Annotated in this window: 17 protein-coding genes and 1 pseudogene; 8 read left to right on the top strand and 10 right to left on the bottom strand. The window is 71.6% G+C overall.

The features are described 5' to 3' along the window. Positions 1 to 313: 313 nt before the first annotated feature. The 5 genes from ureG to WMF22_RS35315 form a co-directional block, all read right to left on the bottom strand. Positions 314 to 1144: an urease accessory protein UreG gene (ureG, locus tag WMF22_RS35335; RefSeq protein WP_438032617.1), complete on the bottom strand. Its 831-nt coding sequence runs from the start codon at positions 1142 to 1144 to the stop codon at positions 314 to 316. A 9-nt stretch (positions 1145 to 1153) separates the two neighbouring features. Next, the gene (locus WMF22_RS35330) at positions 1154 to 1816 is read right to left on the bottom strand and encodes an urease accessory protein UreF (RefSeq protein ID WP_437294360.1); all 663 of its coding nucleotides are present in this window, start codon (positions 1814 to 1816) and stop codon (positions 1154 to 1156) included. An 83-nt stretch (positions 1817 to 1899) separates the two neighbouring features. Further along, positions 1900 to 3615 carry an urease subunit alpha gene (ureC, locus tag WMF22_RS35325; protein ID WP_437294359.1) on the bottom strand — a complete coding sequence of 572 codons (1716 nt, stop codon included), beginning with the start codon at positions 3613 to 3615 and terminating at the stop codon, positions 1900 to 1902. Next, complete coding sequence (ureA, locus tag WMF22_RS35320; protein ID WP_437294358.1) at positions 3612 to 4313, bottom strand: urease subunit gamma; 702 nt, start codon at positions 4311 to 4313, stop codon at positions 3612 to 3614. The genes ureC and ureA overlap by 4 nt, the downstream gene beginning before the upstream one ends. A gap of 54 nt (positions 4314 to 4367) precedes the next feature. Further along, positions 4368 to 5231: an urease accessory protein UreD gene (locus WMF22_RS35315; protein WP_437294357.1), complete on the bottom strand. Its 864-nt coding sequence runs from the start codon at positions 5229 to 5231 to the stop codon at positions 4368 to 4370. 421 nt (positions 5232 to 5652) lie between these two features. On the opposite strand from WMF22_RS35315, the gene WMF22_RS35310 reads away from it, so the two are divergent. Further along, entirely contained in the window at positions 5653 to 6999 is a 1347-nt protein-coding gene (locus WMF22_RS35310; protein WP_437294356.1) for a class I SAM-dependent methyltransferase, read from the top strand. A gap of 99 nt (positions 7000 to 7098) precedes the next feature. Then, the gene (locus WMF22_RS35305; RefSeq protein WP_437294355.1) at positions 7099 to 8214 is read left to right on the top strand and encodes an aminopeptidase; all 1116 of its coding nucleotides are present in this window, start codon (positions 7099 to 7101) and stop codon (positions 8212 to 8214) included. 1288 nt (positions 8215 to 9502) lie between these two features. On the opposite strand, the gene WMF22_RS35300 is transcribed toward WMF22_RS35305, so the two are convergent. The 3 genes and pseudogenes from WMF22_RS35300 to WMF22_RS35290 form a co-directional block, all read right to left on the bottom strand. Continuing rightward, positions 9503 to 10021, bottom strand: a complete 519-nt coding sequence (locus WMF22_RS35300; protein WP_438037310.1) for a nuclear transport factor 2 family protein — start codon at positions 10019 to 10021, stop codon at positions 9503 to 9505. Between the two features lie 45 nt (positions 10022 to 10066). Beyond that, positions 10067 to 10213: pseudogene (locus WMF22_RS35295) on the bottom strand (AIR synthase-related protein); the annotation flags it as partial. A gap of 105 nt (positions 10214 to 10318) precedes the next feature. Then, positions 10319 to 11593: a SpoIIE family protein phosphatase gene (locus WMF22_RS35290; protein ID WP_438032616.1), complete on the bottom strand. Its 1275-nt coding sequence runs from the start codon at positions 11591 to 11593 to the stop codon at positions 10319 to 10321. 299 nt (positions 11594 to 11892) lie between these two features. Between WMF22_RS35290 and WMF22_RS35285 the strand changes: the two genes are divergently transcribed. The 6 genes from WMF22_RS35285 to WMF22_RS35260 all read left to right on the top strand — a co-directional run bounded on the left by WMF22_RS35285 (position 11893) and on the right by WMF22_RS35260 (position 18203). Next, a complete protein-coding gene (locus WMF22_RS35285; RefSeq protein ID WP_438032615.1) occupies positions 11893 to 12918 on the top strand; it encodes a LolA family protein in 1026 nt (341 codons plus the stop codon). An 8-nt stretch (positions 12919 to 12926) separates the two neighbouring features. Next, entirely contained in the window at positions 12927 to 14981 is a 2055-nt protein-coding gene (locus WMF22_RS35280) for a class I SAM-dependent methyltransferase (protein ID WP_438032614.1), read from the top strand. Next, positions 14978 to 15901, top strand: a complete 924-nt coding sequence (gene prs / locus WMF22_RS35275; protein ID WP_438032613.1) for a ribose-phosphate diphosphokinase — start codon at positions 14978 to 14980, stop codon at positions 15899 to 15901. Before WMF22_RS35280 ends, prs begins: the two co-directional genes overlap by 4 nt. 285 nt (positions 15902 to 16186) lie before the next feature. Continuing rightward, a complete protein-coding gene (locus WMF22_RS35270; protein ID WP_437524272.1) occupies positions 16187 to 16405 on the top strand; it encodes a hypothetical protein in 219 nt (72 codons plus the stop codon). A gap of 481 nt (positions 16406 to 16886) precedes the next feature. After that, a complete protein-coding gene (locus WMF22_RS35265; RefSeq protein ID WP_012239155.1) occupies positions 16887 to 17357 on the top strand; it encodes a ferritin-like domain-containing protein in 471 nt (156 codons plus the stop codon). A 60-nt stretch (positions 17358 to 17417) separates the two neighbouring features. Continuing rightward, positions 17418 to 18203, top strand: a complete 786-nt coding sequence (locus tag WMF22_RS35260; protein WP_012239154.1) for a leucine-rich repeat domain-containing protein — start codon at positions 17418 to 17420, stop codon at positions 18201 to 18203. Here WMF22_RS35260 and WMF22_RS35255 read toward each other — a convergent pair. Then, positions 18184 to 19923 (bottom strand): M23 family metallopeptidase, encoded by a 1740-nt coding sequence (locus WMF22_RS35255; RefSeq protein WP_438032612.1) that lies wholly within the window; start codon positions 19921 to 19923, stop codon positions 18184 to 18186. The genes WMF22_RS35260 and WMF22_RS35255 overlap by 20 nt on opposite strands. After that, positions 19920 to 20396 carry a hypothetical protein gene (locus tag WMF22_RS35250; protein WP_437294349.1) on the bottom strand — a complete coding sequence of 159 codons (477 nt, stop codon included), beginning with the start codon at positions 20394 to 20396 and terminating at the stop codon, positions 19920 to 19922. The genes WMF22_RS35255 and WMF22_RS35250 overlap by 4 nt, the downstream gene beginning before the upstream one ends. Positions 20397 to 20451: the final 55 nt, after the last annotated feature.

The following is a 20451-nucleotide window of genomic DNA, read 5'->3' as shown; positions in this document are numbered from 1 at the left end:
CCTCCTCCTCTGGTCTACGACGGGTGCGCCGCGCCGCCTCGCCATCCGGCGCTGCCGTGATCGCGCGGCGACCGCGGCGGTCGTGGTGGAAGCCGCTCCGCCCGGCGGAGCCCTCTCCGCCCTCTACCACCCGTCCGAAGTCCGCCTACGGTCCAATAGAACCGGTATTCCAGCGAAACGGAAGTCGAAGCGGCGTTGCCGCTCTCCTCCTTTAACAGGGCGCGACGCCGCGCGCCCGGCGCAGATGTGCTCCGGTATGCCGACTCCTGTGGAGCGTGAGCGCTTCTCGCAGCGGGAGGCGCGCGATAAGGGCCTATTTCGCGGGAGGCGCCGTGGTGGTCGCGCGGCGCATGGCGGAGAGGATGTGGTCAATGATCTCGGGGACTCCCTTGCTCCGGTTGCACTGCGCGAACAGGAACGGCCCGTCGCCCCGCATCCTCCGGGCGTCTCGCTCCATGACGCCGAGGTCGGCGCCGACGTGCGGAGCGAGATCGGTCTTGTTGATGACGAGCAGATCCGACTGCGTGATCCCCGGTCCGCCCTTGCGCGGCACCTTGTCGCCGCCGGCGACGTCGATCACGTAGATCGTGTAGTCGACGAGCTCCCGGCTGTACTGGGCGGCGAGGTTGTCGCCGCCGCTCTCGACGATGAGGAGCGCGGGCGCGACGTGATCCATGAGGTCGTCGAGCGCGACGAGGTTGTGGCTGATGTCCTCGCGGATCGCCGCGTGCGGGCAGCCTCCGGTCTCCACCGCGCGGATGCGCTCCGGCGGAAGCGCCTTGTTGCGGTGCAGGAACTCGGCGTCCTCCTGGGTGAAGATGTCGTTCGTGACGACGCCGAGCGGCATCCTGTCGCGCAGCGCGCGGCAGAGCGCGAGCACGAGCGCCGTCTTGCCGCTGCCGACGGGCCCCCCGATCCCCACCGTGAACGCGCGCGCCGAAAAATCGCGGTCCTTCGGCGCCTCCCGCTCGCTGAAGAGCCCCGGATGCGCCCAGTGCTCGTGCGTGTGCCCGTGCGCGTGCGCGTGCGCGTGCGCGTGCGCGTCTCCGTGCGCGTGCGCGTGCGCGTCTCCGTGAACGTGGTCGTGGTCGTGGTCGTGGTCGTGGCCGTTGTGCCCGTGCCCGTGCTCGCCGGGGTCGTGCATGCTGTCACCTCACGATTGAAAGAGACGCGAGTAGAGCCGATCCTGCGTGGCCCCGAAGAGATCGAGGAGCGGCGCCGGCTGCGCGAGCTCGTCGACGCCGTGATCTTCACACTCATGGAGCACCGCGTCGAGGAGCGGCGCGCTCTCGAGTTGCAGTCGTTGTGCCTCCAGCGGCCCGATGAGCCCGAGGCGCACCGCCGCCGAGACGACGCCGCGGAGCGAGGCGTGCAGGTAGACGGCCTGCGCGTCCTCGCGCGGGACGCCGAGCGCCGCGAGGGTCGCGCCGAACGCCGGCGCGTGGTGGCCGAGCGCCTCCCGCGCCCGCACGGCGGCGTCGAGGCGGCGGATCTCGGCGGAGGGGAAGACGCGCGCGCTCGTCGCGAGGAACGCGCGGCCCTGCGTCCGGCTCGCCCGGTTCGCGACGTGGTTCACGAGGAAGGCGTCGCAGGCGTCGTCGACGGCCGCGATGTCGAGCGGGCGCTCGTGCGCGGCCCGCACGAGCGGCAGCGCGCCGAGGCCCACCTGCCAGAGCGCGCTCGCGACGAACGACGAGAGCGCGCTTCCGGGTCCGACCTCACCGAGCTGCACCGCCGCCTCCAGGCCTGCGGAGTGCGCGAACCCTCCGACCGGGAACGCGGAGTCGGAGAGCTGGAGGAGGAGCCACCTGTTCATGCGCGCGGATGGAAGCAGACGGAAGCAGACGGAGCGAAGGGTGAACCCGCAGGCGCGGAGCGGCCGAGCGCGGGCTCCCCGCCTCAGAAGAGGCAGTACCTCTGCGCGAGGGGCAGGATCTTCGCGGGGTCGCAGCGGAGGAGCTCGCCGCCGGCCCTCACCTCGTACGTCTCTGGATCGACCGTGATCGGCAGGAGCGTGTTGTTGAGGCGCATGTCGGCCTTGCCGATCTTGCGGCACCGGCGGACCGCCGAGAGGCGCTTCTTCAGGTCGAGCCGGCGGATGCTCCCCTCGTCCATGGCGCGGCTCGACACGAACGCGATGCTCGTCTCGCCGACCGCCGCGCCGAGCGAGCCGAACATCGGGCGCATGTAGTACGGCTGAGGCGTCGGGATCGACGCGTTCGGATCGCCCATCTGCGCCCAGGCGATGAGGCCGCCCTTGATGACGAGCTCCGGGCGCACGCCGAACATCTGGGGCCGCCACAGCACGAGGTCCGCGAGCTTGCCCGGCTCGACCGACCCGATCTCGTGGGACATGCCGTGCGCGATGGCCGGGTTGATCGTGTACTTGGCCACGTAGCGGCGGATCCGGAGGTTGTCGTTGTCGCCCTGCTCCTCGGGCAACCGGCCGCGCTGATCCCGCATCTTGTGCGCGGTCTGCCACGTCCTCGTGATCACCTCGCCGACGCGGCCCATCGCCTGGCTGTCGCTCGAGATGATGCTGATCGCGCCGAGGTCGTGCAGGATGTCCTCGGCCGCGATGGTCTCGCCGCGGATGCGGCTCTCGGCGAACGCCACGTCCTCCGGGATGTTCCGGTCGAGGTGGTGGCAGACCATGAGCATGTCGAGGTGCTCGTCGAGCGTGTTGACGGTGTACGGGCGCGTCGGGTTCGTCGAGCTCGGGATGACGTTCGGCTCGCCGCAGATGCGCAGGATGTCGGGCGCGTGCCCGCCGCCCGCGCCCTCGGAGTGGTAGGAGTGGATCGTCCTGCCCTTGAACGCCGCGATGGAGTCGTCGACGTAGCCCGACTCGTTCAGCGTGTCGGTGTGGAGCGTGACCTGGATGTCCTCGTGCTCGGCGAAGCCGAGGCAGCAGTCGATGGCGGGCGGGGTCGTCCCCCAGTCCTCGTGCAGCTTCAGCCCGACGGCCCCGGCGCGCACCTGCTCGAGCAGCCCCTCGGGCGACGAGGTGTTGCCCTTGCCCGTGAGGCCGATGTTGAGCGGCAGGACGTCCGTCGCCTGCAGCATCAGCGAGATGTGGCGGGCGCCCGGGGTGCACGTCGTCGCGTTCGTGCCCGTCGCCGGGCCCGTGCCGCCGCCGACGAACGTGGTGACGCCCGACGCGAGCGCCTCGTACCCCTGCTGCGGGCAGATGAAATGGATGTGCGCGTCGACGCCCCCGGCCGTGACGATGTGGCCCTCGCCCGCGATGACCTCCGTCGTCACGCCGACGATCATGCCCGGCGTGACGCCGGCCATCACCTTCGGGTTGCCGGCCTTGCCGATCGCCGCGATGCGGCGGCGCTTGATGCCGATGTCGGCCTTGTAGACGCCGGTCCAGTCGACGATGAGCGCGTTCGTGATGACGCAGTCGAGCGCCTCGTCGTTCGAGGCGCCGGCCATCTGCCCCATGCGATCGCGCAGCACCTTGCCGCCGCCGAACTTGCACTCGTCGCCGTACGACGTGTGATCCCGCTCGACCTCGGCGATGAGGCCGGTGTCGCCGAGCCGCACCCGGTCGCCGACCGTCGGCCCGTAGATATCGACATAGTGCCGCCGCTGCATCCTGTGGCTCATGCCTGCTGCTCCTCCCGCGCGGCGTGCGCCGCCCCGTGCGGGCCGACCTGCACCAGCGTGATCGTCTTCTCGTCGCCCGGCTCGAAGCGGACCGCGGTGCCCGCGGGGATGTCGAGCCGCATCCCCGCCGCCGCCGCCCGGTCGAACTCGAGCGCGCGGTTCGTCTCCGAGAACGGGTAGTGGCTGCCCACCTGGATCGGCCGGTCGCCCAGGTTCTTCACGGGGAGGGCGAGCCGCCGCCGGCCGGGGGAGAGCTCGATCTCGCCGGGCTTCACGAGCACCTCGCCGGGCGCCGGCTCGGCCGTCACCTCTGCCTGGCCTGCCGGCTGGAAGAGCGACACGTCGGGCACGGGGAGGAAGCTGCCGTACAGCGCGAGCGCGAGATCGCCGTGCTCGAGCGCGATCGGGTGGTGGACGGTGACGAGCTTCGTCCCGTCGGGGAAGGTCCCCTCCACCTGGACCTCGGCGATCATCTCGGGGACGCCGGCCATCACCTGCGCGCGCCCGAGAAGGCGGCGGCCGACGTCCATGAGCTCGGCGACGCTGCGGCCGTCGCGGATCAGCTCGAGGATCTGCGTCGCGATGAGCGCGACGGCCTCCGGGTAGTTGAGCCTGACCCCGCGCGCGAGGCGCTTCTGGGCGAGGACGCCCGCGCCGTGCAGCACGAGCTTGTCGAGATCACGAGGCGCAAGGTGCATGTTCGCCCTCTCTCCGGCGCGGCGACGCCGCGGCTTTGCCGGCGCGGCGCGACGCTACCACTTTCGTGCGAACGGATCATCACCGAGCTCACCCGCGAGGAAGCCGAGCGCGCCGCGGAGGAAGCCGGCCACGCGCTCGACGCTCGTGCCCGCGACGCGCACGACGGCGCCGCCGCCCCGGAGCGGGCTCGCCGACGCGACGAGCTCGGCGCGCCGCTCGGGCGGCGGCCGCGGCGCGAGCAGCGCCTCCGCCGCGCTCGCGGCGCGCGGGCCGAGCGCGACGAGCGTCGCGAGCGCGTCGAAGCGCCCCATGCGCTCGGGCAGCGCGCCGTGCGCGGGATCGAGCCGCGTCGCGTCGAGCAGCACGGCCCGCCCGCCGCGGCTCACCCGGACGCGAGACGCGTACCGGTCGAACGCCCAGCGCTCGCCTCGCGCGCTCCGGCCCGAGGACAGCGCGTCGACGAGCACGAGCGACGCGTCGTCGGCGAGCGCGACGTCGATGTCCTGCTCGTACCGCGAGCCCGCGAAGCAGACGACCGGATCGGGGATCGCGACGAGGAGCCCGCCTGCTTGAACCTCGGCCTCGAGGCGCTGGCGGCTGACGAGGGGCGAGCGGTAGACCTTGGTCGAGGCCTGGGTGCTGAGCAGCGCGGCGGCCCCGCGACCGACGCGCGCGTGGAGGTGGAGCTCGTCGCCGCCGACGAGGCCGCCGCCGAAGCTCGCGACGAACACCCACGCTGCCTGCCCGTGGTTCTTCGGAGCGAGCAGCTTGAGCGGGCTCCTGGCGAGCGCCTTCTCGAGCACGGTGCGCGCTCCGACTCGCGCGAACACGAGCTCACCGCTGCCGGCCTTCCCCGCGCGCCGCGCGGGCGGGGGCGGGTCTCGCAGGGCGGCGGCAGGATCGCTGGGCGTGCTCACGGGCCGGCGTGCGTACCACGGACCGCGCCCCGGGCGCGAGGGAGCACAGGCGCGTACCGGGCGCCAGGGGGCGCGGCGCACACAGGGGATGCGCACGTCACGCGACCAGGAACACGACCAGGAAGGTAGGGAGAAATTCGAGTCATCTTCCCGATTTCCCTCCTTCGCCGGGAACATGAAACATCCCGGACATGTGAGCATGCTGTCAGGGCTCTCCCGAACACCACTACGGTGCTACCAGCGAGCCAGCCACTGCGTTCCTCCTGTCCCTGACGACAGCGCGTGTCCTGGGTGTCCGCCGGCCGCCGTGGGCGTTACGTGACTCGTTGTGATGTCGTTTGCATGGATGACATGTTGCTTGACGGGAAAGCCCAGCTCGGGTCAGCTCGTCGGGCGGCCGGGGGGCCGCGGAGGGGGTCCGATGTTCATCGTCAGGAAGGGCGAAATGCCGCCGTGGTCTCGTCGGTTCAAGGAAGCGGCGTCGCGCCTGCTGGAGCGCCACGGCGGGACCCCGTTCGAGCTGCGCTTCTGGGGCGGCGAGCGGCTGCGCTTCGGCGCGGGCGCGCCCGAGTTCGCCGTGACGTTCAGGACGCGTCGGTCGCTCTGCGAGGCGGCGCTCCGGGGCACGCTCGGCCTCGGTGAGGCGTATGTCCGGCGCGAGGTCACGTTCGAGGGAGATCTCGAGGACTCGCTCGCCGGGCTGTTCCAGCTCGCGCGGTCCGTGGAGGCGCGCCTGCCGCGCCTCGTGCCCGCGTCGTCGTCGTTCGACCGCGGCCTCTCGGGCGTGCTCGACGCGCTCCGGCTCGGGCTGCTCTCCGGGGCGGCGAAGCGCGAGAGGCTCGCCGTCGAGCGTCACTATGGGCTGGGCAACGACTTTTACCCTCTTTACCTGGACAGGCGCCTCCAGACGTCGTGCGGCTACTTCAGCGCTCCGGGCGAGACGCTCGACGACGCGCAGGCGCACAAGATCTCCCTCGTCGCGCGGAAGCTCGCGCTCCGGCGCGGGCAGCGGCTCGTGGATCTCGGCTGCGGATGGGGGCACCTCATGTTCCACGCCGCGGAGGCGTACGGGGTGCAGTGCCTCGGTATCACCCTCTGCGAGAACCAGGCGAGGTACATCCGCGAGCAGGCGGCGGCGCGGCGGCTCCCGGTCGAGGTCCGCGTGATGAGCTGCGACGAGCTCGAGGACGAGCCGCGGTGGGATCGGCTCGTCTCCCTGGGCTCGATGTGCCACGCCGGCGAGCGCCGGATCGAGGTGTTCTATGACAGGGTGAAGGCGCTGCTCGCCCCGGGCGGCGTGTGCCTGCTCGAGAGCGTCACGAGAGAGCAGGAGTCGTCGCGGACTGACCCCTTCCTGCAAAAGCACATCTTCCCGGGGTACTGGCCTCCTTCGCTCCAGGGGATGGCGACGCGCGCCTCGGCGCGCGGCCTCGACGTGCTCGACGCGGAGAACCTGCGGCGCCACTCCGCGCTCACGGCGCGCTGCTGGCGCCGTAACTTCCTGGAGAACAGGGAGAAGATCGAGCGGGTCACCGGCTTCGACGGCGCCTTCATGAGGACGTGGGAGTTCTATCTCGCGTGCGCGGCCGCCGCGTTCCGCAGCGGGCACCTCGGCGCCATCCAGATGGTGCTGGCGAACGGGGCTCCACGCGACTACCCCCTCGCACGCGAGCCCCTGTATGCCACGGAGGAGCACTCGTTGCGGGAACGCGCGCCGATCGTCCCGACCGTGCAGCTCAGTTCGTGGGGGGCGGCGCTGCCGTCCTGATCTGTCGGGCGCGCCCGCGCGCCCCACGCGCGCCGGTGGGGCGCGCGTCCATCGCGCGGAAGAGCTTGTTAAGCCCGCGCGGCCAGCTATCAGCTAAGGATGAGCGAAAGGCTTGCGGCCAGCGCCCGTCGCGGCGCCGCGCCCTCGTGGTCCGTGTCGCGCCCTCGCTCCGCGGCGCGCCTGGTCTGCGCCGCCGCGGGGCTCGTCGCGCTCTGTCTCCTGCTCGCGTCGTGTACCCAGGTCCGCTACATCGCGCAGGCGAGCGTCGGCCAGCTCTCGATGGCCTGGCGCGCCGAGTCGCTCGAGGACGCCGCCTTCGACGCCCGCAAGCCGTGGCGGACGCGCGCGCTGCTGCGCGAGGTCCCGCACATCAAGCGCTTCGGGGAGCGCCACGGGCTGACCCCGACCGGCAATTACAGGACGTATGTCGAGCTCGATCGCCCAGCCGCTGTCTGGGTGGTGAGCGCGTGTGAGCCGCTGCGGTTCCGCTCGAAGACGTGGAGTTTTCCTATCGTGGGTACGGTCCCCTACATGGGGTGGTTCGATCTCAAGGATGCCAAGGCGTTCGCGGCGCCGCTGAAGGCGGCCGGCTGGGACGTCGACGTGCGTCCGGCGGGCGCCTACTCGACGCTCGGCTGGCTCGAGGATCCGGTCCTGTCCACGATGATCTCGGACGGGGACGAGGCGCTCGGCGATCTCGCCAACGTGGTGCTCCACGAGTCGCTGCACGCGACGCTGTACGTGAAGGGGCAGACGCGGTTGAACGAGAGCCTCGCGAGCTTCGTCGGGGACGAGCTCACCAAGCATTACCTGGACGAGCGGGTGGGCCCCTTCTCCGCGGAGAAGACGGCCTACATGAGGGAGCTGGAGAGGAGCGAGGTGCGGACGCGCGCGCTGCACGCGGCCTACGTCCACCTCAATCGGCTGTATGCGTCCCCGGCGCCCGACGCCGAGAAGCGGGCGGAGAAGGACGCGGTGCTCGCCCGGCTCAAGGCCGACATCGGGGCGCGGCGTCCGATCAACAACGCGTCGCTCGTGCAGTTCCGCGTCTACAACTCGGGGACTCCGGAGCTCCGGGCGCTGCTCGCGACCTGCGGTGGCAGCTGGCCGAGGTTCCTGGGCGCGTTGCGGAGGCTTGAACGCCACAAGTTCTCCGCGCCCCAAGAGAACATCGCCCGGGTGGTCGAGCCGCTCATCGAGGCCGGCTGCAGGTAGTCCAGCGAGCTGCGCTGTGCGCCGCGAGCTGCGCTATGTGCCGTGCGCTGCGCCATGTGCCGTGCGCTGCGCCGATGTGCGGTGAGCTGCGCGCCGCGCTGCGTATTGCGGGCTGCACCGCGTAGCGCGCTGCGCCTTTGGCGGGGAGTACGCCGTCGAGATACGACGCAAAGCGTCGATGGCAGTCGTCCTGTCCTGGTGCACTTCTTCGCTTCCACGATGCAACGCGGGGCGTCCAGCGGCTCGGTGATGAACATATTCATGTCCAGGTAGTATTTGCGTTCTGGATCTGAACCCATCCCTGGATCGGACCAGTCCCTGCGGAAATGTATGACCGGCCCTGGCCTCCTGGGTCGCGCGCCCGCCTCGTGAGGGAGGGTTTCAGCGGCAATTTTGGCTGCTGGGCGCCAGGACCGCGGCTCCTTCGCCGTTGGCCCGCCGGTTGCTCTATGTATCCACCAGATGTCGCCCCTGCTCGTCGTCCTGTTTCAATGGACACTCGAAGGGGGGACCCCTGGCATGACCTTCGCAATGCTGCCCCGGTCTTCGGGGGAGACGCCAAGCGAGGTGATCGGCGGCGCTAGCCGAGCGATCGCGACCCCGCCGTCACCCGGATGCCATGGCCCTTGCGGTATCGGGCTCCTTGATTGACTTGTCGCCGGGTGCCGGCGGAGAGCTTCGGTTCACGTGACGACAGACGCCTTGCGAGGCGATTAAGGAGGGATGGCGCGAGGCACGCGCGACGCGCGTCGCCAATTGAGTTGGCTTAGCATGACCAGCTTGTCAGACCTCGGTCTGAGCTTTTCTTATCTGTTGTGCCGCTCTCGATGTTGACCCTGCTTCCCGCTTCGCTTCAGCTTCTCCCCTGCTTTGCTTGAGCTTGCTCGTTCGGTTCCGGTTTCCGCTTTGCACTTCGCTTCAGCTTCATCTTTCGGATTGACTGGCTTCTCGGATTATCTTAATCTTCCGCCCGTCTTCGCTTTGTCTTCGCTCTTTACTTGATTGCGCTTCGTATTGCTTTCCTGACTTCTCTCTTCTGACTTCTGATCTCTTCTGATCGTGGGCCTCTCCAGGACTCCGGTGGACTCCCCTCCACCGGCGCTCCTGTGCGGTCCCGGTGGGTCCGCGAAAGCGGGCCTCAGGCCGGCGGGTTCTTCCCGACCGGCCTTTCTTTTTTTGTGCGCACGAGCGCTTCCCTGGCGCGCCCTCGACGCCGTGAAGCTCGCTGTTGGCTGCGTCTCGGGCCTGAGCGCGGTTGTCCGCGGCCGACGTCAGAGTCTGAGCGCGGTCAGCGGCCGTCGTCGCCGGGTGTGTGCCTGGGGTGGACGGTGGCAGAGACGATCTTCCACTCGCCGTCGATCTTCTCGAGCCGCAGCACCACGGGCAGCTCGTCGCGCCGGACCTCGTGCCCATGCCGGGCGCCCGTGACCGTCGCGGTGGCGGTCACCTCCGCCGTCATGCCGGCCGGGTCGACCTGGATCTCCGTGCCACCCAGGCTCACCTCCGCGGTCTGATAGACGACCGCCGCCTGGGTCGCCGCATTCGCGAGCTCGTCGCGGCCGCGGAGGCTGTCGCCGATCTCGGCGATGCGGGCGCTCGCCTCCTTCGCGAAGATCTCGGCGAACTCACCGCGAATGCGGCCGTGGCGCACCAGCGGATTCCGCTCGCCGTCGTCGATGCGCACCGCGTCCTCGAGCTGGGTGAGCCGGTCGCGGATCCGCTCCTCCTCGGAGGGTGACAGCAGCAGCGCCGCCGCGCCGAGGACGGCGCCGGCGGCGATGAGCCCGAGCGGGATCCAGCGTTTCATCCTGCAAGTATAGGCGAAGGCGCCGCGCGAGCGCGCGAAACCGCAGCGGCCGGTGTCGGTCACCTTGCCGATGATCGCCGCGTCGAGCTCCCACTTCGTGCAGATCTCGATGACGCGCGCCTCGCACCCGGGCTTCGCGACGAGCAGCATGCGCTCCTGCGACTCGCTCAGCAGCATCTCGTACGGCGTGAGCCGGGCGCGCCCATCGTGAAGACGCCGCGCAGGATGCCGCCGACGCCGGTGGCCGCGCCCTGGTAGGGCTCGATGTACGACGGGTGGGCCCCGCTCGGGTTCGCTCTAGGCGTCGCGCTTCACGAGCAGCGCCGTCAGGTCGTCGATCTGCTTGGCCGAGCCGGCGAAGCGGCGCACCTCGGCGAGGAGCGCGCCCAGGATGTCGGACGTGGGGCGCGCGTGCAGGCGGTGGATGAGGTCGCCGACGCGCTCCTTGCCGAACACCTGCCCGGCGGCGTCCTGGTACTCGTAGAAGCCGTCCGTCAGCAGCACGAGGAGATCACCCGGGGCCATCACGAGGGGCGGCATCGGGGGCAGGTCGAGATCCTTGAACATGCCGAGCGGGACGGTCGACGGATCGCGCCACACGACCTGGCCTTCGGCCGCCCGGTAGTGGAGCAGCGGCCCCTGCCCGGCCGCGTGGAAGCGGAGCTGGTGCGTCGTCGGGTCGAGGATGCCGAGGAACGCCGTGATGAAGCGGTCGTTCGGCAGGTCCTCGATGAGCTGCTGGTTCACGTGGTGCATGAGCGCGTCCATGTCGGCCGAGAGGCGCAGGCCGATGCGGAGCATCGCGCGGAACTGGGTCACGCTGAGGGCGGGGCCGATGCCGTGGCCGGCCGCGTCGGCGAGCAGCAGGAGCATCGGCGACATGTCCGCGCGCTCGTCGAGCCGGATGACGTCGTAGATGTCGCCGCCCGTGTCGTCCGCCGGCTTGCTGAACGCCGACAGCGAGTAGCCGGGGCAGCGCGGCAGCCGCCGCAGCAGGATGTTCTGCTGGATGTCGCGCGCGATGGTGAGATCGTGCTCGAGCTTCAGCTTGATCATGCGCTCCTCGAGCAGGAGCGTGCGCTGCACGGCGACGGCCGCCTGCGCCGCGAGCAGCTCCGCCACGTCGCGCTCGTCCGGGCCGAAGTGGTCCGCCTTCGAATTCAGCATCTGGAGCACGCCGACGAGCTTGTCGTCGAGCCCGATGAGCGGCACCGTGATGAGGGATTTGGTGTGATACCCCGTCCGGCGGTCGATCTCCTGATTGAACCGCGGGTCGGAATAGCAGTCGTCGACGAGGATGGTCTGGCGCTTGCGCGCGCACTCCCCGGCGATGCCCTTGTCGATGCTGACGCGGATCTGGGCCTCGCCCGTGGCGACACGGGAGTAAAGCTCCTTGGCCTCCTCGTCGTAGAGGAAGACGCTCCCGCGGTCGGCGCCTATCACCTCCCGCCCCGTCTTGATGATGAGCTCGAGCAGCTCCGTGAGATCACACGGCGCCGCGAGCTTGCGCGAGACGTCCAGGATCAGGATGAGCGACGACGCATCGATCAGGGAGGGAGTGCCGGCGCGCATGCGGCCGGAGAGTTTGGGCTACGTGGAAATAGGGGTCAAGACATGGTCTCGCCCCGGGTGCTCATGACGACGTCGTCGCCAGCGCGTGCCCCGGCGCGCGCCGGCGTTCCTGGCCGTTCCTGGCCTCGGCGCGGCCCAATTTTCGAGCGACGACGGCCGCGAGCGCCCCGGCGACGCTGCGAGATCGCCGTCGATGCCGCCGGCGCGGGGCTCGGGGCGGTGGTGGAGGTCGGCGCTACCACCTCGGCCCTACCTGTCCTAGAACACGCGACGCACTCTCCTTGAAAGCGAGCTCTTCGATGAACCGCCTCCGCCTCGTCGCCCTCGTCCCGGCCGCTGCCCTGGTCGTGGCGGCCTGCGACGCGCCGCCCGCGCCCGCCGGCGCGGCGCCCGACGCCTCGCCCTCCGCCGCGCCGGCGCAGCCGCAGCCGGTCGACGCGACGCCGCAGCCGGCCGACGCGCCGCCGCAGGCGAGCGCCCCCGCGGCGGCCGCCGGCGCGGGCGCTCCGACGACGGACGCGGGGGCGCCGGCCGACGCGGGCGGGCCGGCGGAGGACGCGGGCCGGAAGCGCGAGGACGCGGGCGCCGCGACGGCGGCGCGCGACGCGGGGACGCCCGCCGGCGACGCAGCGGCGCGCGACGCGGGCGGAGGGCGCGCCGAGGCGCCGGCGGCGACCTCCGCGCCCGCGCCCGGTACGGCGGCGCCGCCCGCGGTGCCGCCCGCCGAGGTGGGATCCGCGGATGCCGTCGCGGCCGAGGTCGACGCGATCTTCGTGGGCAAGAATACATATTTCGCCCGCTTCAAGCAGGAGCACACGCAGAAGGTCTCGGGGGCCGTCAAGAAGCAGAGCGGTACGCTGTCGGTCCAGAAGCCGGACAGGATCTCGTTTCGCTACGATCCGCCGAACCAGAACCGCATCGTCTCCGACGGCGTGTCGCTCAAGGTCTACGTCGCCGAGGACCGGCAGATGTTCGTCACGCCGGTGCAGAACTCGGAGTATCCGGGCGCCCTCTCGTTCCTCATGGGCCACGGGCTCCGCCCGTCGTTCACGTTCACCTTCAACGACAAGGCGAAGTTCGATGGCGGCCCCGTGCTCGTCGGCAAGCCGCGGGCGCCGACTCCCCACTACGACTTCGTGATGTTCTATATCGACAAGGCGCTCCTCGCGAAGAAGGACCCTGGCGTCGTGCGCCGCGTCCTCATCGTCGACGCGCAGGGCAACCGGAACCGGTTCGACTTCGAGAACGCGTCGCAGCCCGCGTCGATCGATCCGGCGGAGTTCCAGTTCACGGCGCCGCCCGGCACCGACGTCAAGCAGAACTGACAGAACTGATGACCCCGCGCCTCTCGCTCTCGGAGCTCTTTCCCGACATCCATCCGGAATGGATCCTCGCCGAGGATGGCGATCTCATCGTCGTCGACAAGCCGGCTGGCCTGTCGACGCACGCGCCGGAGGCGGAGCGGATCGACGACATGGTGACGCGCCTCCGCGCCTTCCTCCGCGGCCGGGGCGACGCGGAGGCGTACCTCGGGATCCACCAGCGGCTCGATCGCGACACGTCGGGCGTCCTCCTGTTCACGCGGCGGCGTGAGGCGAACGCGGCCGTCGCGCGGCAGTTCGAGGGGCGCACGGTGCAGAAGACGTACGTCGCCGCGGTCTCCGGCTTCGGCGATCGCCCGCCGCGCGGCACCCTGCGGCACCGCCTCGTCCCGGCGCCGGGAGGTGCGATGCGCGCGCTCGCCGAGACCGGCGGGGCGCGAGAGGAACGGGCCGCGAGGCGGGAGGAGCGGGCCGCGAAGCGAGAGGATCGGGCCGCGGGGCGAGAGGATCGGGCCGCGAAGCGAGAGGATCGGCCCGCGGGGCGGGAGGATCGGCCCGCAGGGAGAGAGGATCGGGCCGCGAGCGGCGTGCTGGCGATCACCCGCTACCGCCTCCTCGAGCGCCGCGGCGACCGCGCCCTGCTCGAGCTCCGGCCCGAGACAGGCCGCACGCATCAGCTGCGGGTGCAGCTCGCGGCGATCGGCCTCCCCATCGCCGGCGATCCGCTCTACGGCGGCCCCGAGGCCCCGCGCCTGCTCCTGCACGCCGTCGAGCTCCGCCTCGATCACCCGGCCACGGGCGCGGCCGCGGCCTTCCGCTCGCGGCTGCCCGCAGTCTTCGAGGCGTGGCTCGCGGCCGCGCCGGCGGACCCGTACGCGGGCGGCGTCGCGGCCGTCGAGCGCGCCATGCGCGAGGCCGCCGAGCGGCGGTACGGGATCGCGCGCGCCGGCGACACCACGGCGCTCCGGCTCGTCCATGGCGCGGGCGACGGCCTCCCCTCCGTCTCCGTCGACCTGTACGGCGAGCACCTCGTCGTGTCGCTGTTCGGCGCGGGCGACGGCGAGCCGGGCGCGCCGCCGCGGGACCTCGTGCTCGACGCGGCCCACCGGCTCGGGGCGAAGGGCGTCTACCTCAAGGCGCGCCCGAAGCACGCGAGCGTCATCGTCGACGCGCGGCGCGAGGAGTTCGCGCCGCGGCACGCCGTCCGGGGGGAGGACGCCCCGGAGGAGTTCACCGTCCTCGAGCACGGCTTGCCGTTCAAGGTGCGGCTCGGCGACGGGCTCTCGACCGGCATCTTCCTCGACCAGCGCGAGAACCGGCGGCGGGTGCGGGAGCTGGCCCGGGGGGCCCGGGTGCTGAACCTGTTCGCCTACACGGGGGCGTTCACCGTGGCGGCCGTGGCGGGCGGCGCGCGCGAGAGCGTGACGGTCGACGTGTCCCGGGGCGTCGTCGCCTGGGCGCGCGACAACCTCGCCGCGATCGGCGCGGACCCGGCGGCGCACGTCGTTGTCGAGGCCGACGTGTTCCCGTGGCTGAAGGCCGCCGCCCAGTCCGACCGGCGCTTCGACCTCGTCGTGCTCGATCCGCCGAGCTTCGCGACAACGAAGAAGAGCCGCTTCAGCGCTGCGAGCGATTTCGGCGCGCTCGCAGCGCTCGCCTTCCGCGTGCTCGCCCCGGGCGGCAGGCTGCTCGCCTGCACCAACCACCGCGGCATCGCGCGCGCCAGGTTCCGGCGCCATTTGCACGAGGCCGCGCGTGAAGCAGGATGCGACGTCGTGCAGATGAAAGATCTCCCCGATCCCGTCGATTTTCCCAGCGAACCAGGCGCGGAGTCCCACCTGAAGAGCGTCCTCGCCAGCGTGGCCGCGCCGTCCGCGCGGGCCCGAGAGGGCGCGCCGCCCGCGAGGGCAGGGAAGGCCGCGCCGCCTGCGAGGGCAGGGAAGGCCGCGCCGTTCGCGAAGGCAGGGAAGGCCGCGCCGTTCGCGAAGGCAGGGAAGGCCGCGCCCGCCCGGGGCGCGCGCCGAGGGGCCGCTCCGGCCCGGACGACCCGCCGAGGTGCGCGATGAGCCAGCGGCGCCTGCTCATCACGATCAGCTCGTACAGCTACCTCGAGGCTGCGTTCCTGGCCGCGGGCGACTTCGAGCGCGGCCTCGTCGAGCGCAAGAGCTTCCCCGACGGCGAGCGCTACCTGCGCGTCGCGGTCGACTGCTGGGGGCGCGACGTGGTCCTGCTCGGCGGCGCCCCCCGGGACCTCGACTGGCTGGAGATCTACGACCTCGGCTGCGCCATCTCGCGCGCAGGCGCGCGGTCGCTCTCCATCGTGATGCCTTATTTCGGCTACGCGACCATGGAGAGGGCCGTGAAGCCGGGCGAGGTGGTGACCGCGAAGACGCGGGCGCGGCTCATCTCGGCGATCCCCTCGTGCGACGCGGGCACGCGCATCTTCCTCTTCGATCTGCACACCGATGGCATCGAGTTCTACTTCAGCGACTCGCACGTGACGCGCCACCTCTACGGCGCTCCGCTCATCACGCAGGCGATCCGCGAGCTGATGGGCGATCGCCCGTACGTGCTGGCGGCGACGGACGCCGGTCGGGCCAAATGGGTGCAGAGCCTCGCCCGCGGCCTCGGCGTCGAGCCGGCGTTCGTGTACAAGGAGCGGAGAGGCGATGGCGTCGGCGTGACCGGCATCAACGCCGATGTCTCGGGCCGCGAGGTCGTCATCTACGATGACATGGTCCGCACCGGCTCATCGCTCGTCCAGGCGGGGCGCGCCTACCTCGCCGCCGGCGCATCCAAGGTCCACGCCGTCGCGAGCCACCTCGTCTTGCCGGGCGACTCGCTCGAGAAGATCAGGGCGGCCTCCGTGTTCACGACGCTGCTCGGGACCGACTCGCACCCTGGCAGCCAGCAGCTCGCCGACGCGCCCGGCGCCCTGCGCTCGGTGGCGCCGCTCCTGGTGCGCGCGCTCGAGCGGGAGACATAGGGCACCTCCGGCGATGCCTCTGACGAGGCCTCTGACGATGCCTCTGACGAGGCCTCTGACGATGCCTCTGACGAGGCCTCTGACGAGGCCTCTGACGATGCCTCTGACGAGGCCTCTGACGATGCCTCTGACGATGGACGATCCGAGCTGCCGAGGATGTTCGGACGACGACCGGAGAGAGGGAGAGCGCCGAGCCCGGCGCCGAATTCCCTTGCCGGCGCCGATCGGCGCGTGGATGCTCTCGCGGCGAGCGCGGCTCGCGCAGAAAGGATGAGCGTCGAGGCCATGGACGAGCTGGTACGGCAGGTCGCAGAGAAGGTTGGCATCTCGGAAGACAAGGCCCGCGTGGCCGTGGAGACGGTGGTCGGCTTTCTGAAAGAGAAGCTCCCCGCGCCGCTCGCGGCCCACGTCGATACCGCGCTCGGCGCGGCGGCCCCCGCCATCGCCAACCTCGACGTCGGCAGCCTCGCAGGCTCGCTCGGCGGCCTTTTCGGCAAGAAATAGCGGCATCTCCGCCGAGGGCGCCGCCGGAGCGCTCTCGACCGAAGTCCATCTCTCCTCTCCCGATCCTGACCTGGACAACGCCGCCTTCGCGCTTCGGGTGGAGGCGCGCTCATGTCCAGGACGTGCTCGCGCTTCGCTGCCTGGCGCGGCGTGAGCAACCGCCGATCGTGCCCCGGCGCGTCACGGCTCCGTCCTGGTCCGGCGCGCGCTCGACCCGGCGCCGCGACAGCGGCCTCGATCTGGGTTGAGTCTTCGCATCCCCTCGAGCGCGGGCCCTCAAGCGGGCCGTCTCGGGCGCGGCGGCGGGCGACAAGCGTGGAGAACCGCGGGATTCCTGGACGACGCGCGCGCAGCGATGGATAGCGGCTGCACAGGCGGGCTCCGGCACCGGGCTTGCGAGCATCGAAGGCCTGGAGAAGCACCCGCCCACCTCCCTCTTCACGCGGGCGGTCCGCTTCCGCGAGGAGAGGAGCGATATTCCATGGCGTCCGTGATCGGCGGCGAAGCCGCGTTCATCGGGTCCTTGACCGAACTGATCGAGCTCAACTGGTCCACGGTGGACGCGCTCGCAGCAGCGCTCTCGCGGATGAGCCGACCAGGCGACAAGAGCCGGCTCGCGGGCTTCCTTCACGATCACGAGCGTCACCTCGAGGTGCTCGCCGCCCTGGCCCACGAGCTCGGCGAACCGCCGGTGGAGAGCGCCGTCCGACCCAAGCTGAGGAGCAAGGCGCTGACGAACGGGATGGTCGGAGATCGCGCGATCCTCGAGGCGATGAGGCATTACGAGGAGGACAGCTGCGCTGCTTACGAGCGGATGATATCGTTCCGTGAAGGCCTCTCCGAGCGCGCGCGCGACGTCCTCCGGCACTCGCTCGCGGTGGAGCGGCGCCACCGGGACTGGTTCTCCGAGCAGCTCGACTCGCGACAGGGGCTTTTGCTGTTGCCGCTGTAGCGCGCGAGCGCGCTTGGGAAGACGCGGCCCTCTTCCGTCGTCTCGTGTATCATCGCGGCGATGATTCGCCCTTTCGTCCTTGCGTCCCTTGGCGTCGCCCTTCTCCTGCTCGGCTGCGACGAGCCCCCGAAGCCCGTCGCGGGTGCGGCCTCGGCCGCGCCTTCCGCTGCGAAGCCCGCCGACGCGCCTCCCGCCGCGAGCCCCGCGGCCACGGCCAGCGCGCCGCCGAAGAAGCAAGAGGTGGTGTGCACGAAGAGCGATCCGGTGACCTTCTCTCATCCGGCGCTCGAGGCCAGGGTGCGGCAGCAGCTCCAGAAGCCCGAGGGGCCGATCAAGCGCGCCGAGCTCAAGAACATCAAGACCATGAACCTGTCGGACGCCCAGGGGCTCGACGAGCTCGATCCGTGCCTCTTCCCCGAGCTCACGGGCGTCAAAGGGCTCTACCTGCCGCCGGGCAAGATCGACGACCTCCGCCCGATCAAGGGCCTGCTCCGGCTGGAGTCGCTGCGCGTCTCGGCGACCCTGGTCAAGGACCTCTCGCCGCTCTCGGGCTTGGTCAAGCTCGACCGGCTCGACATCGGCCGCACGCCCGTCGCCGACCTCTCGCCGCTCGCCGGCCTCACCAGCCTCACCGAGCTCCAGCTCGATGAGACCGAGGTGACCGACGTGAGCCCGCTCGCCGGCCTGAAGAAGCTCGAGATGCTCCAGATGAAGCGGACGCGGGTGAGCGACGTGTCGCCGCTCCGGGAGCTCAAGAGCCTGAAGAACGTCTACCTCGAGGGCTCGCGGGTCGAGGACGCGAGCCCGCTCCGGTCGATCCCCGGGATCAAGATCCACGAAGGCTGAGGCGGCCGGCCCTCGCGCCGCCGCGTGCGGGCCGCGCGGAGCGCCGTCGCCTGCGGGCCGCGCCGAGCGCCGCCATCGCGAAGAGGCCGAGCTGCCAGTCCGCCCCAGCGGAGCCCTCGGCGCCCGCGCCGGCTGCGCCGCACTCGCAGCGCAGCTGCCCGTGAACGCCGAGGTTCGTGCCGGGCGCGCCCTCCTCCACGCCTCCCGTGGCTGGAGCGCCCCCGGAGCCGGCCTCGCCAGCCCCGCCGGCGCCCGCGCCGCCGCCTTCGCCCGGCAGCGGCGGCGTGTCGATGACGTGGAGCGCCGGCCCGGAGCCCCGCACCAGGAACGGGCGCGGCCGCAGCGCCGGCCCGAGCGGCAACGCGGCGAGCCTCGCGGCCGGCCACACGACGGCCTCGCCCGGATCGAGATGCCACGCGCCCGCCACCTCGGCATCCGGCACGGCCCGCCGCTCCGCGCCGTCGATCAGCCAGAGGGAGGCCGCGCCGTCGTCGCCGCGCACGAGCAGCGGCGACGAGGGGAACACGTCGCCCTCCGGCAGCGCCTGGAGCGCAGCGTCCGGCGCGATGGCGACGTCCCAGAACCGCGAGAACCCCCAGGCGTCCAGCGCGCCGTCGCTGCCGAGCGGCCGCCTCACGCCGGAGGGCAGATCGAGCGGGCACTCGAGGGGCCTCGGGCTCCCCTCGAGCTCCACCTCCTCGCCGCTCGATCCGTCGACCCCGTAGGCGTGGACCGCGTGCTCGCCCCCGAGCAGGCTGAGCGGCATCGGCGCCTCGAAGCCGTGCGCGCACGAGCCGAGCGGCTCGCAGAGATCGTCGCGGCGCACGTCCGCGGGGAAGCTGTAGCCCTCCGCGCCCTCCTCGGTCGCGGGGACGTCGAAGTAGAGCCGCGCGTCGCCGGGCGCGCTCTCCGCGTCCGGGTCGCGGGTCCATCCCGCGAACCCGCTGCAGCCGGCTGTCTCGAGGGCGCCCTCGGGGGGCTCGTTGAGCAGCGCCTCGTACGAGGCGACGAGCGATGTGTAGGGCGGCACGTAGACCACGCCGACGCCGCTCACGGACTGCCGCACGTTGAAGTGCAGGTGAATGGTCGTCGGCGTGCTCCCGTAGACGTTGGACACCCGCCCGATGCGCTCTCCCCGCGACACGTCCTGGCCGGGCGAGACCTGGACGTCCGACATGTGCAGGTAGTCGTAGCGAGTCCCGTCCTCGCCGGTCAGGTAGACAGAGTAGCCGCCGACGCTCGTGATGGTGCCATCCACCACCGCGACGACCCAGTGTCTCCCCGCCTCGCATGTCGCCGGCCGGATGTCCTGACCCTGGTGCCCTGTGCCGGAGGGGCAGAGGGGCATCTCCCACGAGCGCGACTCGCAGTAGTTGTCGCGCCACGGATAGGCGTAGTTGTCCGTATCGCACTGTCCACCGGCCGGCCCCGCGCTCCCGCCTTTGCTGTAGACCTGGGAGTTGGCGAACGCCGGGCCCTCCTCGAGCGGAAAGCGCATGGAGGGCGCATACACGATGTCGTCGGCGCGCCCCTCTCCCGAGCCTGAGAGGAGCTCGCCGGCCGGACGGTACGAGAACGGATCGGCCGCGGCGGCGCGCGGCGGGAGCGCGACCGCGAGCGCGAGCGTGGCTGTCGCGACCAGCGAGGCGAGCGCGGCGGGGCGGAGGCGCGGCGGGCGGGGCGGGCGGAGCGGGCGGAGCGGGCGGGGCGGCGCGATCATGGCATGTCTCCCGCGGCCCTGGGCTCGTCGCCGCCCACATAGACGAGCTCCGAGGCGAGCTCGAGGACGAGCGCGTCCGAGGCGCAGGCCGGCGCCTCCGGGGAGGCGCACTCGACGTCGAGCGCGTACGAGACGCCGTTCTCGGTCCACGACGCGCTCCAGATACCCTCGTTCGCGGTGACGAACGCCGGCGCCCCGCGCACGGCGCGGGGCCCCCGGAACGGTGGAATGCTTGGATACTTGCGCGAGAGGCGGCTCATCGTGAGCGAGACGGTGATCGCGTCCGTCTTTGCCCAGAACGAGGTCCAGTGCTCCCTGGCGACGAGGACCGGCGCCGCGAGGAGCTCGCGCCGCGATGGCACGAGCACCGGGACCCGCGAGGCCATTGCGGCGCGGGCCGCCGTCTCCGGGAGCGCCGCGAGCGCGCTCCGGTCGACCGAGGCGGAAGGGGGCCACGTAACGGCGGAGATCACCGGGGTTGCCGCCGCGGACAGCGGCTGGGCGGCCGCTGGATCGGGCGGCGTCTCG

The sequence above is a fragment of the Sorangium sp. So ce204 genome (assembly GCF_051526795.1).
GTDB classification, from domain to species: Bacteria; Myxococcota_A; Polyangia; order Polyangiales; family Polyangiaceae; genus Sorangium; species Sorangium cellulosum_B.
Note: the sequence above shows the minus strand (reverse complement) of the source record. Positions and strands in the feature narration are given on the sequence as shown.